Here is a 13,997-nt window from a genome sequence, read left to right on the forward strand (position 1 = left end):
GCCTGAACTCACTAACGGACTAAAAGGACTCGCCCATGAAAGCGTTCGGCAAAATCCTGGGACTGGGGCTTCTCGGGTTACTGCTGATCATCGTGGCGCTGGGCTTCGCCCTGACCCACCTCTTTGATCCCAACGACTACAAAGACGAGATTCGCCAGCTGGCACGCGACAAGGCGCACGTCGAACTGACCCTCAACGGTGACATCGGCTGGAGCCTGTTCCCGTGGCTGGGCCTGGAGCTGCACGAAGCCAGCATCGCCACCTTGAACAAACCCAAGGAACCGTTCGCCGACCTGCAGATGCTTGGCCTTTCGGTTCGTGTGCTGCCGCTGCTGCGCCGCGAAGTGCAAATGAGCGACGTACGTGTCGAGGGCCTGAACCTGACCCTGGCGCGTGACGAACAGGGCCATGGCAACTGGGAGGACATCGGCAAACCGCTGCCCGCGCAGAATGGCGCAAGCACCGATGCATCCGCACAGGCACCTGCCGAGCAGACGCCTGCGACCACCAACAGCAACGACCGCGCCATCAAGCTGGACATCGACAGCCTGACCGTGAACAACGCCCGCGTGCAGTACACCGATGCCAAGACCGGCCACAGCTACAGCGCCGAAAGCATCCAGCTGAGCACCGGCCCGATCCACGAAGGCGCAAACATTGCGCTCAAGGCCAGCGCCTTCATCAGCGCCAGCCAGCCGAGCATCAAGGCCCGTACCGAGCTGGCCGGCGAATTGCGCTTCGACCGCAAGCTCAAGCGCTACAACTTCGAAGACATGCGCCTGTCGGGCGAGACCTCGGGTGAGCCTACCGGCGGCAAGACCGTGACCTTCGCCGCCCAAGGCCAACTGCTGGTCGACCTGGCCGCCAATGTCGCCTCATGGAACGGCCTGAAAGTCTCGGCCAACCAACTGCGCGCCCTCGGTGAGCTGAACCTGCGTGATCTGGACAAGGCACCCCAGCTGAGCGGCGGCCTGTCCATCGCCCAGTTCAACCTGCGCGCCTTCCTTGAAAGCATTGGCCACCCGCTGCCGGCCACCAACGACCCGGCCGCCTTCGCCAAGCTGGAGCTGGTGACTCGCCTGCTGGGCACACCCAGCAGCCTGGCCCTGGAAGACCTGGCAGTGAAGCTGGACGACAGCACCTTCAGCGGCCGCGTGGCCGTCGAAGATTTCGCCAAACAAGCCCTGCGCCTGCAGCTTAAGGGCGACACCTTCGACGCCGACCGCTACCTGCCGGCCAAGAGCGAAGAAGCCAAGGGCACCACCGCTGCGCGCCAGGCCGAGGTCAAGCAACAAGAGGCCAGCGCCGTAGCCGGTGCCGGCACCACACCACTGCCCAGCGCCCCAACACAAGTGGCATGGAGCGACGACAAGCTGCTGCCGGTCGACCGTCTGCGCGCCCTCGACCTGCAGGCCGACCTGGCCTTCGGCTCGTTGACCCTGGACAAGCTGCCGATCGAGAGCGCCCAGCTCAAGGCCGTTGGCCAAGGCGGCCTGCTGACCCTGCAAACCCTGCGCGGAGAGCTGTACAACGGCACCTTCGAAGCCAAGGGCACGGTCGACGTGCGCCCTGCCGTGCCACAGCTGGGTGTGAACACCAATATCCAGCGGGTGCCGGTGGAACACTTCATCAAGACCGAAGGCAAGGAACAGACGCCGCCGGTCAAGGGCCTGCTGACCCTGACCAGTGATCTGACAGCCACCGGTAACAGCCAGAAAGCACTGGTCGACACCCTGAACGGCAGCGCAAACTTCGCCATCAACGATGGCGTGCTGGTCAATGCCAACCTGGAACAGCAGCTGTGCCAGGCCATCGCCACGCTCAATCGCAAGACGCTGAGCAGCGAACCACGCGGCAAGGACACCCCCTTCCAGGAGCTGCGCGGCAGCCTGGTGGTACGCAATGGCGTCGCCAGCAACCCGGACCTCAAGGCGCGCATCCCGGGCCTGACCGTCAATGGCCATGGTGACCTCGACCTGCGCGTGCTGGGCATGGACTACAACATCGGCATAGTCGTCGAAGGCGACCAGCGTGCCATGCCGGACCCGGCCTGCCAGGTCAACGAACGTTATGTGGGTGTTGAAGTCCCCCTGCGCTGCCGTGGCCCGCTGGAACTCGGCGCAAAGGCCTGCCGCCTCGACCAGAACGGCCTGGGCAAGGTTGCCGCCAAGCTGGCCGGCAACCGCCTGAAAGACAAGATCGATGAAAAACTTGACGAAAAACTTGGAGACAAAGTGAGCCCGGAACTGAAAGACGCGCTCAAGGGGCTGTTCAACCGATGAGCCCCGAGCAGTTCTCCAGCGCAGTGCTGGACTGGTATGACGAGCACGGCCGGCACGACCTGCCCTGGCAACAGGGCATCACGCCGTACCGGGTGTGGGTGTCGGAAATCATGTTGCAGCAGACCCAGGTCAGCACCGTGCTCAATTACTTCGACCGCTTCATGCAGGCCCTGCCAACGGTGCAAGCCCTGGCCGAGGCACCGGAGGACGAAGTGCTGCACCTGTGGACGGGCCTTGGCTACTACACCCGCGCACGCAACCTGCAAAAGGCCGCCAAGGTCGTCGTCGAGCAACATGGCGGCGAATTCCCGCGCAGTGTCGAGCAGCTTACCGAGCTGCCCGGCATTGGCCGCTCCACTGCCGGCGCCATCGCCAGCATCAGCATGGGCATCCGCGCACCGATCCTCGACGGCAACGTCAAGCGCGTGCTGGCACGCTACACCGCCCAGGCCGGCTACCCTGGCGAACCCAAGGTTGCCAACCAGCTATGGGCCACCGCCGAGCGCTTTACCCCGCAACAACGCGCCAACCACTACACCCAGGCGATGATGGACATGGGCGCCACGCTGTGTACGCGCAGCAAGCCCAGTTGCCTGATCTGCCCGTTGCAGCGCGGCTGCGAAGCGCACCTGCACGGCGAAGAAACCCGCTACCCCGAGCCCAAACCGCGCAAGGCGCTGCCGCAACGGCGCACATTGATGCCACTGTTGGCCAACCACGAAGGCGCCATCCTGCTTTACCGCCGCCCTTCCAGCGGCCTGTGGGGTGGTTTGTGGAGCCTCCCGGAGCTGGACGACATCGCCCAGCTCGACGACCTGGCCTACCAGCACGGCCTGCGCCTGGCTGGCCGCCACGCCATGGACGGCCTGACCCATACCTTCAGCCACTTCCAGCTGGCGATCGAGCCATGGCTCGTGCACGTCGACCCGGTCGGCGAGCACGTGGCCGAGGCCGACTGGCTCTGGTATAACCTCGCCACCCCGCCGCGCCTGGGCCTCGCCGCCCCGGTGAAAAAGCTGCTTGAACGCGCGGCCGACGAACTGATCGCAGGAGACGCCCGATGACCCGCACCGTGATGTGCCGCAAATACCAAGAAGAACTGCCAGGCCTGGAACGCCCGCCCTATCCCGGTGCCAAGGGCCAGGACATCTTCGAACACATCTCGCAGAAAGCCTGGGCCGACTGGCAGAAGCACCAGACCATGCTGATCAACGAGAAGCGCCTGAACATGATGAACGCCGAGGACCGCAAATTCCTCCAGGCTGAGATGGACAAGTTTTTCGCCGGCGAAGAATACGCCCAGGCCGAAGGCTACGTTCCACCGGCCGAATGACCCCAAAAATCGTAAGCGACGGAATTAATTTAAAATTTTTTCAAAAAGTCGTTGACGAGCGGTCCGGAAATCTATTTAATTCACCTCGTCGCCCAGATAGCTCAGTCGGTAGAGCAGAGGATTGAAAATCCTCGTGTCGGCGGTTCGACTCCGTCTCTGGGCACCACCTTCAAGCTTCTGGTGGTTGCAAAGTTACCCGAAGCGACAACAAGAAACCCGCCTAGTGCGGGTTTTTTGTTGCCTGTGATTTTTAACTTCAGGCGGCGTCGAAGAACACGAGACCTCACAACGCAACCTGAAGGCTCGCCATGCAATCGAGAAACCCGCAGCCATAAGCAGACTGCGGGCCAGACCTTACTCGTCCGACATGGAACGAAGATGATTGAATGCGTCCTCGGTCATGTGCCCCATGTAGGAGATGCTGTGCAACTGAAGGTGGCCGTGTTGCTTGCCTTTTTCGATAATGGCGGCGATGTCAGCCTTCGTAATCCTTTGCTCGTCGCAACCGGCGAAACCGGTTGGATAGTAAACCCTGCCATCGTCCGTGTAGCCGTACAGGGTGACCAGATAAAAGTGCTTCATGACTCCTCCTTTGTAGCGCAAACGTGCGCATCACTCACGGACGCCGAATTGGCGCAGTGACAGGCTGCCAGCCAACATGGCTGGCAGCAGGAGAGAAGCTACGCAGGGCCCACGGTCCGAATAATCTGGATATGTATCCCACAGACATCTCAAGCTGCAGCGCCCAGGCGCGCCGCTTGGGTTTATCGGGCAATTGCGCTTCAATACGCGCACTTTCAGACTCACCCAAGGATTTCCCCATGGCCACCCCTACCAAGCAACAGAAACGCGCCAAGCGCGCCGCCAGCAAGGCCAAGCAGAACCGCATGGTACGCAGCGGCCAAGCGGTCAAGGCCAGTGCCGGCGACAGCGCCAGCGTCGAGCAGGTGTACAACAAGGCCATGGAGTCGGGCAGCTACGACGCGATGTTCAACAAGATGAAGGAAGCCCAGGAAGGCGGCCTGGTGCCAATGATCTCGGTGTTCCTGGTGGACCCGCTGCTCGCCCTGGTGCTCAAGGGGCACAAGGAAGAACACGCCACCGACTACATCGTGCTGGTGTTCAACGCCTACCGCAAATGGCTGGATGGCGCTGACGAAGAGACCACCATGGCCTGGCTGGAGAGTGATGAGTTCCAGGACGCCTATATCGCCGCTTCCGAACTGGTGGCCAAGCAGCAGCAACAGCAGAAGCAGTTCGGCTGACAGGGCCATATAACCCGCTCCTACGGGCCTGTGGTGAACCTGCGGGCTTGCCCGCGAAAGGGCCATCACAGGCCACAAAAAAAGGCCGCACCCTTCACAGGGCGCGGCCTTCTCATTTCAGCCAGCGCCGATCAGCTGTCCAGCGCCGCCCGCCCGGCAGCCTCGCGCTTGCGGTGCACCAGCAAGCCAGCCGCCACCACACCAATACTCAGCAGCGCAGTCGCAATGATCTCCGCACGGTGATCCTCACGCAGCGCCATGACCACCAGAATGGCAACGATGAAGGCAATGGTCGCCCAGGTCAGGCCCGGGAACAGCCACATCTTGAAGGTGATCTTCTCGCCGCGGGCTTCACGCTGGGCGCGCATGCGCAGCTGCGAAACGGCAATCACCAGGTACACCAGCAGCGCGATGGCGCCAGAGCTGGCCAGCAGGAACTCGAACACCTGGGCCGGTGCCACGAAGTTGGCGAACACGCAAAGGAATGCCGCTGCGGTGGACAGCAGTACCGCCACGTGCGGGGTCGCCGCCTTGGTGGTGCGCTGGGCGATGGCCGGGGCGTCGCCACGCTTGCTCAGCGAGAACAACATGCGCGAAGAAGTGTACAGCGCCGAGTTCAGGCAGCTGGTCACGGCAATCAGCACGACAATGTCGACGATCAGCTTGGCATTCGGCACACCGATACGGCTCAGCACGGTCTGGTAGGAGCCCGTCTCGGCCAGGGCCGGGTCGTTCCACGGCACCAGGGCCACGACCAGGAAGATCGACACCAGGTAGAACAGGCAGATACGCCAGATTACCGAGTTGGTGGCACGGCTGATCTGCTTGCCTGGGTCCTTCGACTCGGCAGCGGCGATGGTGACAATTTCGGTACCCATGAACGAGAACATGGTGGTCAGCATGGCTGCCAGCACCGCGCCCAGGCCGTTGGGCATGAAGCCCTGGGTATCGAACAGGTGGCTGGCACCGCTCACCTGGCTGCTCGGTACAAAGCCGAACAAAGCAGCACAGCCCACGGCGATGAAGCCGATGATCGCCAGCACTTTGAGCAGGGCAAACCAGAACTCGAACTCACCGTAGTTCTTCACACTGCACAGGTTGGTAAGTGTCAGTGCCAAGGTAATGACGAGGGAGAACGCCCACAGGTCAACCGCCGGGAACCAGGCATGCAGAATGGCTGCGGCGGCGTTGGCCTCCAGCGGAATCACCAGCACCCAGAACCACCAGTACAGCCAGCCAATGGTGAAACCGGCCCAGCGCCCGATGGCGCGGTCGGCATACGTAGAGAACGAACCGGTGTCAGGCGAGGCGACTGCCATTTCACCCAACATACGCATCACCAGCACGACCAGCGTACCGGCGGCAGCGTAAGCCAGCAGCACGGCAGGGCCGGCCGCTGCGATGGCGTGGCCGGAGCCTACGAACAGGCCGGCACCGATGACGCCAGCGATGGACAGCATGGTCACATGCCGTTGTTTGAGCCCCTGAGCGAGGTCATTGGAATTGTTACCGCTCATTGAAACTACCTTTGTAAGGAGTGGACCACGCCGACTGCGGGTACAGAGCGCGCCAGGGGATGACCTAGGCGTCGCTGCAATCGGCGGTTTCCAACTGGCAATAAGCGCGCCATATGACGAATGCACTCGTCAGAAAATTCTGCAGGCCTTTTAGGATGCGGCCTGGAGGGCTTTCGGCCATTGCATGACCGAAAGGACCTCAAATCAGCGGATTACTGAAATACCCACTTACAAATGCACCAAAGGTGCTCCTCGGTAACACCTGTGCACCACTGCAATGCCAAAAAGTGCAACCCATGGGTACAACCTTGTGATATCAACATGGCATTCGTGGGTGAACCCGTTAGCACTGGCAAAAGGTCGGGTTTACCCCTCCAATGGGTCAAAACAGCTTCCATGAGCCGGCCAAAGCTGGCACCATCGCGCCTTTTTTCATCAAGGCTCTGGTGCTGGGCGACACCTTCGCGGACATCTGCGCGACGTTACGCTGTAGCGATGCGACAAACTGCCCCACCAGCGCCCCCAGTCCCCGGCGACCCTGTTGGCCGTCATAATGCCGCTATGCTAGCTTGGCGCACGCCAGGAAGGCCGCCAACAGCTGGGAACGCACCCGAACACATGAGGACCGCACATGGCTCAGGCCACGCCCGCGCTGGAAATCCGCAATTTGCACAAACGCTACGGCGAGCAGGAAATTCTAAAGGGCATTTCGCTGACCGCTCGCGACGGTGACGTGATCTCCATCCTGGGGTCGTCCGGCTCCGGTAAGTCCACCCTGCTGCGCTGCATCAACCTGCTCGAGAACCCGCACCAGGGCGAAATCCTGGTCGCCGGCGAAGCCCTCAAGCTCAAGGCCGCCAAGAATGGCGACCTGATCGCAGCCGACAACCGCCAGATCAATCGCCTGCGCAGCGAAATCGGCTTTGTCTTCCAGAATTTCAACCTGTGGCCGCACATGTCGATCCTCGACAACATCATCGAGGCGCCACGCCGCGTGCTCGGCCAAAGCAAGGCCGAGGCCATCGAAGCCGCCGAAGCGCTGCTGAACAAGGTCGGCATCTACGACAAACGCCACAGCTACCCCGCCCAGCTTTCCGGTGGCCAGCAACAGCGCGCCGCCATTGCCCGTACCCTGGCCATGAAGCCCAAGGTCATCCTGTTCGACGAGCCCACTTCGGCGCTCGATCCGGAAATGGTCCAGGAAGTGCTTAACGTTATCCGCGCATTGGCCGAAGAAGGCCGTACCATGCTGCTGGTGACGCACGAGATGAGCTTTGCCCGCCATGTGTCCAGTGAAGTCGTCTTCCTGCACCAGGGCCTGGTCGAAGAGCAGGGATCGCCGCAGCAGGTCTTCGAAAACCCGACCTCGGCGCGTTGCAAGCAATTCATGTCCAGCCACCGCTAACGGAGCAATACATGCACACCTACAAGAAGTTTCTCCTGGCAGCTGCTGCCACGCTGGTGATGTCGGCAAACGCCATGGCCGCAGAAAAACTGCGCATGGGCATCGAAGCCGCCTACCCACCGTTCAACAACAAGGATGCCAGCGGTAACGTGGTCGGCTTCGACAAAGACATTGGCGACGCCCTGTGCGCCAAGATGAAAGTCGAGTGCTCGGTCGTTACCTCCGACTGGGACGGCATCATCCCGGCCCTGAACGCCAAGAAGTTCGACTTCCTGGTGTCGTCGCTGTCGATCACCGACGAACGCAAGCAGGCTGTGGACTTCACCGATCCGTACTACTCCAACAAGCTGCAGTTCATCGCGCCGAAAAACGTCGACTTCAAGACTGACAAAGAGTCGCTGAAAGGCAAGGTCATCGGTACCCAGCGCGCAACTTTGGCCGGCACCTACCTTGAAGACAACTTCAAGGGCGTCGACATCAAGCTGTACGACACCCAGGAAAACGCCTACCTCGACCTGGTTTCCGGTCGTATCGACGGCATCCTGGCCGACAAGTACGTGCAGTACGAGTGGCTGAAAAGCAAAGACGGCTCGAACTTCGAGTTCAAGGGCGAGCCGGTGATGGACAGCGACAAGATCGGCATTGCCGTGCGCAAAGGTGACACCAAGCTGCGCGACGACCTGAACAAAGCCCTGGCAGAAATCAAAGCCGACGGTACGTACAAGAAAATCAACGACAAGTACTTCCCGTTCAGCATCGAATGATCCGCCCTGACCGGCGCGCCCTGGCGGCGCGCCAGTCCCTAATATGACCTGCCCATGAATATCGACCTGCACGGATTCGGTCCGGCCATGATGGCCGGCACCCTGATGACCGTAAAACTGGCGCTTTGCGCCTTGCTGCTGGGGCTGGTCCTGGGCCTGCTCGGCGCCCTGGCCAAGACCTCCCCGTTCAAGCCGCTGCAATGGCTTGGCGGCTTCTACTCGACCCTGGTTCGCGGCGTGCCCGAACTGCTGTGGGTACTGCTTATCTATTTCGGCACCGTCGGGCTCATGAACAGCCTCGGCGAAGCCCTGAACATGCCCGGCCTTGAGCTAAGCGCCTTCGCCGCGGGCGTGATCGCCCTGGGCCTGTGCTTTGGCGCCTACGCCACCGAAGTGTTCCGTGGCGCTATCCTGGCGATCCCCAAAGGCCACCGCGAAGCTGGCCTGGCGCTGGGCTTGTCCAAGGGCCGCATCCTCTCGCGGATCATCCTGCCGCAGATGTGGCGCATCGCCCTGCCCGGCCTTGGCAACCTGTTCATGATCCTGATGAAGGACACCGCCCTGGTATCGGTAATCGGCCTTGAAGAAATCATGCGTCATTCGCAAATTGGCGTGACCGTGACCAAAGAGCCGTTCACCTTCTACATGGTCGCGGCCTGCATCTACCTGGGCCTGACCGTGCTTGCCATGACCGGTATGCATTTCATGGAAAAACGCGCCGCTCGCGGCTTTGCGAGGGCTGAATAATGAATTGGGAAGTCATCTTCAAATGGCTGCCACGCCTGGCCGAGGGTGCGGTCCTGACCCTGGAGCTGGTGGCCATTGCCGTGGTTGCCGGGTTGATCCTGGCCATCCCGCTGGGCATCGCCCGTTCCTCGCGCCACTGGTACGTGCGCGCGGTGCCGTTCAGCTACATCTTCTTCTTCCGTGGCACGCCGCTGCTGGTGCAGTTGTTCCTGGTCTATTACGGCCTGGCGCAGTTCGATGCAGTGCGCTCCAGTTCGCTGTGGCCGTACCTGCGCGATCCGTTCTGGTGCACGGTGCTGACCATGACCCTGCACACCGCTGCGTACATCGCCGAGATTCTGCGTGGCGCGCTGCAGGCGATCCCTAAAGGTGAGATTGAAGCGGCACGGGCGCTGGGCATGTCGCGTGGCAAAACGCTGTTCTACATCATGCTGCCACGCGCTGCGCGCATCGGCCTGCCGGCGTACAGCAACGAAGTGATCCTGATGCTCAAGGCCAGTGCCCTGGCCAGTACCGTGACCCTGCTGGAACTGACCGGCATGGCCCGTACCATCATCGCCCGCACCTACCTGCCGGTGGAAATCTTCTTTGCCGCAGGCGTGTTCTACCTGGTGATCTCCTTCTTTCTGGTGCAGGGCTTCAAGCTGCTGGAGCGCTGGCTGCGCGTGGATGCCTGCCAGGGGCGCTGACATCTCCTGGCCTTCTTCGCGGGCACGCCCGCTCCCACAATTACTGCACAGTGCTTAGCCTGTGCACTATACCTGTGGGAGCGGGCGTGCCCGCGAAGAGGCCCTAAAAACCAACACACATCTACCCATGCCCAACCACCTCCACAGCCACCACCTAAGCACCCGCTTCCAGGCCCTCGACCAGTTCCTGATCGAGCATCAACAGCTGTGGAAACCCTGCCCCTTCACCACCCTGCAACTGCCTTGGGAAACCACCCACCCAGAGCTTGCCGCCCATCTGCGCCAATGTTCCCTGGCAGACGCCGAAGCCGACAGCGCCACTGACCGCTTGCCTGCCCCATTCCCGCAACTGGCCGAACAAGCCCGACAGCTCGCCACGCTCGGCAGCCTTGCGCAAACCAATCTACCGCCTGCCGCCCACCGCCTGGACGTCGCCGTCCCCGGCCGCAAATGGCAGCAGATCGAAGCCTTCGCCAGCCACCTGGCCTTCCGCGAGCAGCCCCGCCACTGGCTGGACTGGTGTTCTGGCAAAGGCCACCTGGGCCGCCGCCTGCTGCAACCCGGCCAACACCTGACCTGCCTGGAATACGATGCCGAACTGGTCGCCGCCGGCCAGGTCCTGAGCACGCACCACCACTTGCCGGCGCAGCATGTGCACCAGGATGTGATGGCCAGCGACAGCGCGCGCCACCTGGCTGACGATAAAAGCGTGGTTGCCCTGCATGCCTGTGGCGATCTGCATGTACGCCTGCTGCAACTGGCCAGCCAGCAAGGTTGCCGGCAACTGGCCATAGCCCCCTGCTGCTACAACCGCATCGCCGCGCAGCAATACCAGGCGTTATCCACAGCCGCGCAGGCGTCGAGCCTGCAGCTGTCGCTGGACGACCTGGGCCTGCCCTTGAGCGAAACCGTCACTGCCGGCGCCCGCGTGCGGCGCCAGCGCGACACCTCGATGGCCCGGCGCCTGGGCTTCGACCTGCTGCAACGCCAGCAGCGCCAGAGCGATGAGTACCTGCCGACGCCTTCCCTGCCGGTGGCCTGGCTGGAGAAGCCCTTCGAGCAATACTGCCGCGACCTGGCTGAACTGAAGCAATTGCCAGTGAGCGGCGACCCGGACTGGGCAATGCTGGAAGCTGCAGGCTGGCAACGCCTGGCCGAGGTTCGGAACCTGGAGCGCGTACGCAACCTGTTCCGTCGGCCACTGGAGCTGTGGCTGGTACTCGATCGCGCCCTGTTCCTCGAAGAACAAGGCTATGACGTGCGCCTGGGCCTGTTTTGCGATTACCCACTGACCCCGCGCAACCTGCTCATTCTTGCGGAACGCGACGGTTAGCCGCAGCACAACCTGTGGATAAGTCTGTGAACAAGCTTGTGATTACCTGTTGGATCCAAGCGCTATTTCAAGCGCTTGGCTTATTCCTGCTTGCGGCTGCAGCCCAGTAAAAACAGGCGTTTGCGCAAAGACCAGCGGCGTAGCGATCCGGCATGCCTTTCGCTCAGGTCGCCGATGCCACTTGTGCATAAACATTTCTTGTGGTTAGTGGGAGCGGCCTTGCGTCGCGAAAGGGCTGCAAAGCAGCCCCGGCGATTTCAGAGATTGTGCCGAAAACGGGGGCCGCTTTGCGGCCCTTTCGCGACGCAAGGCCGCTCCCACAAATGACCGCGTCAATGCCTAATGCGCCTTGCCCTTGGCGATCTCGATATCGTTCATCAGCGCCTTGGCCATGTCGCACAGGTAATCGGCTGCACCCAGGAATTTATGGTCGTCCTCCATATCCCCCTCGCGCACCAGGTGCTTGATGTAGCCCATCAGGATCGAGACATGCTCGTAGGCCGCGTCGACGGGAACGCCGGGCTCTACCCGCAGGAGATTGAGGGATGGGTTACCGGCTGCGAGGAAGGTTTCCACGCCTGCGGTTGTGATTGGCTCAGAAACATCTTTTTTCATGGCAAATCCTTATTCACGGAAGGAGACTGCCAAAAATCTTTCTCACGGATTTGGGGCGGCAGCCGTACGCAGGGTGAGAAACCGAGTGAATAAGGAAGCCCGGCCAGACCGAGGTCTGCCCACGTACGACCACCATGGCGGGTAACGCTTATTCAAGTCGGGTTCTCACACCCAGTCGCCAGAGCGACCCGAAAACGGTATCCGTGAGCCACTTCCCCGGCAACAGCGTTACTTCGGCGGCGCGCGTAGGATACTTCCGAAGCATCCAAACCCTGAAGCTTTTGACCCCATGGTTCAGAATTCCCTTACACAGATAACCCGGCTTACCCGCCCCCGTGTAGGAGCGGGTTCACCCGCGAAGAGGCCATACCAGACAACACAAGGCTAATGCTCCACCCCCGCAACGGTGTATCATCCGCCCCCCAAATCATTAAAAAGTGACGTCGCGCGCTGCCCGCCAGCCCCGCGACCTTCTGGCGTTGCGCCAGAACCGACAATGGACCACCGGACCTGAGCATCGTGACCCGAGCCAACCCCCTCGCCCTGCTGACCTTCGCCCTGGCCCTGACCGGCTGTGCCGGCGGCACCCCGCCCCAACCCAACAGCAACCTGGGCTGGAACCACCCCGGCATGCAGCTGGGCGGCGACAACGGCCTGCCCCTGCGCACAGAAGCCCCATGCCGCAAGCGCGGCTGCGACAATGACAAGCTGTTTTTCAACCCGGGTAAAAGCGAGCCTAGCGTCACCACCATGCACCGCGGCTGGTAGGAAAATTCTTCTTTTGGGCCGGTGACTTAGGTCTTTTGCGAACATTCGCAAGGAAGTGGTTTACAGGCGCCAAACGATCGCTATAATGACGCCCCATTGCCGGTATAGCTCAGATGGTAGAGCAACTGACTTGTAATCAGTAGGTCCCGGGTTCGATTCCTGGTGCCGGCACCATACGCAGTATCAAAAAAGGCTCACCGAAAGGTGGGCCTTTTTTGTTTTCCCCCCGCAGCCCCCAATCCCCTGCCTTACAGATGCCCTGAAGCCACCACGATCGGTGTAGGAGCTGGCTTGCCTGCGATGGGCTGCGCAGCAGCCCCACCCCCCCCCAAGCAGATGCAATTCTCTGATCACAGCCCAGCTCAAAAACAGACACACCCTCCAACACAAACGCTTTGACTCGCCAACCAATCCTCACTACGATTTATCGTAAATTTTAGATATTTCTGCCGAGGCAAGCCAATGGCGCTTCAATTCCACGAAAGCCCTTTCCACGCCACCCACGACGCAGATACCGCCAGCAAAATGGCCTTGAAAATGGACTTGTCCATTTTCATCACTGACTGCATCAAAAAAATGGGCCTCAAGCAGCATGATGCCGCGGCCAAGTTGAACGTGACCCAATCCCGCATATCCGAGCTTGCAAACGGCAAGATCGAGAAATTCACCTTGGACGCTATGTTGGACATGCTGGACAAGCTCGGCTTTCGCACAACCCTGACTCTGCCCTCGAACGATGCCGGTTCACCGCCCCAGATCGTGATCACTCAAACGCCTGGCAGCTAAACCCTGTATCCCATTTTTCTCAGTTCTTGCTTCAACTCCTTCATCCGCTCTTCGGCGACCTGCATCGCGTGCCGGTCGGACCTGTTGGTCGTTTTTACGAACGAATGCAACACGACGACCATGTCTGCAAATTTGGCCACATACACGCATCGGAATGCAGGGCTACTCGCCCGTCGCCTACAAACGTCATGGGGCTTTAATCCCTGAGCGGAGCCTGACACTGTCCAAAGCGCACAGTCAGCCCAATAAATATTTTTCCTTTTCTTCAAACTTTTATTGGGTGGCATTCGCCACCTCACAAATAACGACACTTCAATTTAACACTAAAAGGCAACTAAACAAAAAAACCCAAAAAGTAGCTCGCACAGCAAAGCATTTATGACAAATGGAATACTTAATTCGTCTCAGAATAATGATACTTGCGGCGAGTAATGTCCTTGTGCTAGTATCGAGAGAGAAAAGAAACTGAACTATCGTGTGAGCTTCAGTTAGA

General features: G+C 60.7%; 15 protein-coding genes and 2 tRNA genes. 13 read left to right on the plus strand and 4 right to left on the minus strand.

The genetic code is table 11. The features are described from left to right. Window positions 1–35 precede the first annotated feature (35 nt). From ACF8O8_RS09875 to ACF8O8_RS09890, 4 genes are all read left to right on the plus strand, one after another. Window positions 36–2,282, plus strand: coding sequence for an AsmA family protein (locus ACF8O8_RS09875; RefSeq protein WP_392509606.1), 2,247 nt, complete (start codon window positions 36–38; stop codon window positions 2,280–2,282). Continuing rightward, window positions 2,279–3,346 (plus strand): A/G-specific adenine glycosylase, encoded by a 1,068-nt coding sequence (gene mutY, locus ACF8O8_RS09880; RefSeq protein WP_010951654.1) that lies wholly within the window; start codon window positions 2,279–2,281, stop codon window positions 3,344–3,346. Before ACF8O8_RS09875 ends, mutY begins: the two co-directional genes overlap by 4 nt. Next, the gene (locus ACF8O8_RS09885) at window positions 3,343–3,615 is read left to right on the plus strand and encodes an oxidative damage protection protein (protein WP_003255742.1); all 273 of its coding nucleotides are present in this window, start codon (window positions 3,343–3,345) and stop codon (window positions 3,613–3,615) included. Before mutY ends, ACF8O8_RS09885 begins: the two co-directional genes overlap by 4 nt. A 90-nt stretch (window positions 3,616–3,705) precedes the next feature. After that, window positions 3,706–3,781: transfer RNA gene (locus ACF8O8_RS09890), tRNA-Phe, on the plus strand. Window positions 3,782–3,969: 188 nt separating this feature from the next. On the opposite strand, the gene ACF8O8_RS09895 is transcribed toward ACF8O8_RS09890, so the two are convergent. Beyond that, entirely contained in the window at window positions 3,970–4,197 is a 228-nt protein-coding gene (locus tag ACF8O8_RS09895) for a hypothetical protein (RefSeq protein WP_019439077.1), read from the minus strand. 239 nt (window positions 4,198–4,436) lie between these two features. Between ACF8O8_RS09895 and ACF8O8_RS09900 the strand changes: the two genes are divergently transcribed. Further along, on the plus strand, window positions 4,437–4,880 hold the full coding sequence (locus tag ACF8O8_RS09900; protein ID WP_014589364.1) for a hypothetical protein: 444 nt from the start codon (window positions 4,437–4,439) through the stop codon (window positions 4,878–4,880). A gap of 131 nt (window positions 4,881–5,011) precedes the next feature. Here the strand turns inward: ACF8O8_RS09900 and gabP are convergent, their stop codons facing one another. Continuing rightward, window positions 5,012–6,397: a GABA permease gene (gabP, locus tag ACF8O8_RS09905; RefSeq protein ID WP_020190016.1), complete on the minus strand. Its 1,386-nt coding sequence runs from the start codon at window positions 6,395–6,397 to the stop codon at window positions 5,012–5,014. 631 nt (window positions 6,398–7,028) lie between these two features. Between gabP and ACF8O8_RS09910 the strand changes: the two genes are divergently transcribed. The 5 genes from ACF8O8_RS09910 to ACF8O8_RS09930 all read left to right on the plus strand — a co-directional run bounded on the left by ACF8O8_RS09910 (window position 7,029) and on the right by ACF8O8_RS09930 (window position 11,335). Beyond that, window positions 7,029–7,802, plus strand: coding sequence for an ABC transporter ATP-binding protein (locus ACF8O8_RS09910; protein WP_003255746.1), 774 nt, complete (start codon window positions 7,029–7,031; stop codon window positions 7,800–7,802). A gap of 11 nt (window positions 7,803–7,813) precedes the next feature. Beyond that, complete coding sequence (locus tag ACF8O8_RS09915; RefSeq protein WP_020190015.1) at window positions 7,814–8,566, plus strand: ABC transporter substrate-binding protein; 753 nt, start codon at window positions 7,814–7,816, stop codon at window positions 8,564–8,566. Window positions 8,567–8,620: 54 nt separating this feature from the next. Next, complete coding sequence (locus ACF8O8_RS09920) at window positions 8,621–9,313, plus strand: ABC transporter permease (protein WP_010951650.1); 693 nt, start codon at window positions 8,621–8,623, stop codon at window positions 9,311–9,313. Continuing rightward, window positions 9,313–10,002, plus strand: a complete 690-nt coding sequence (locus tag ACF8O8_RS09925) for an ABC transporter permease (RefSeq protein ID WP_392509607.1) — start codon at window positions 9,313–9,315, stop codon at window positions 10,000–10,002. Before ACF8O8_RS09920 ends, ACF8O8_RS09925 begins: the two co-directional genes overlap by 1 nt. 127 nt (window positions 10,003–10,129) lie before the next feature. Further along, complete coding sequence (locus ACF8O8_RS09930; RefSeq protein WP_392509608.1) at window positions 10,130–11,335, plus strand: adenovirus L4-33K/L4-22K family protein; 1,206 nt, start codon at window positions 10,130–10,132, stop codon at window positions 11,333–11,335. A gap of 339 nt (window positions 11,336–11,674) precedes the next feature. On the opposite strand, the gene ACF8O8_RS09935 is transcribed toward ACF8O8_RS09930, so the two are convergent. Beyond that, on the minus strand, window positions 11,675–11,950 hold the full coding sequence (locus ACF8O8_RS09935; RefSeq protein ID WP_019439071.1) for a DUF3077 domain-containing protein: 276 nt from the start codon (window positions 11,948–11,950) through the stop codon (window positions 11,675–11,677). Between the two features lie 519 nt (window positions 11,951–12,469). Here ACF8O8_RS09935 and ACF8O8_RS09940 point away from each other — a divergent pair. The 3 genes from ACF8O8_RS09940 to ACF8O8_RS09950 all read left to right on the plus strand — a co-directional run bounded on the left by ACF8O8_RS09940 (window position 12,470) and on the right by ACF8O8_RS09950 (window position 13,504). After that, window positions 12,470–12,718, plus strand: a complete 249-nt coding sequence (locus ACF8O8_RS09940) for a hypothetical protein (protein ID WP_121782743.1) — start codon at window positions 12,470–12,472, stop codon at window positions 12,716–12,718. Window positions 12,719–12,816: 98 nt separating this feature from the next. Next, window positions 12,817–12,892 (plus strand) — tRNA-Thr (locus ACF8O8_RS09945). A 288-nt stretch (window positions 12,893–13,180) separates the two neighbouring features. Further along, window positions 13,181–13,504: a helix-turn-helix domain-containing protein gene (locus ACF8O8_RS09950; protein WP_392509609.1), complete on the plus strand. Its 324-nt coding sequence runs from the start codon at window positions 13,181–13,183 to the stop codon at window positions 13,502–13,504. On the opposite strand, the gene ACF8O8_RS09955 is transcribed toward ACF8O8_RS09950, so the two are convergent. Further along, entirely contained in the window at window positions 13,501–13,791 is a 291-nt protein-coding gene (locus tag ACF8O8_RS09955) for a type II toxin-antitoxin system RelE/ParE family toxin (RefSeq protein ID WP_392509610.1), read from the minus strand. The two genes, ACF8O8_RS09950 and ACF8O8_RS09955, sit on opposite strands and share 4 nt — an antisense overlap. Window positions 13,792–13,997 lie beyond the last annotated feature (206 nt).

The sequence above is a fragment of the Pseudomonas sp. TYF_14 genome (assembly GCF_043105275.1).
Classification (GTDB): Bacteria; Pseudomonadota; Gammaproteobacteria; order Pseudomonadales; family Pseudomonadaceae; genus Aquipseudomonas; species Aquipseudomonas alloputida.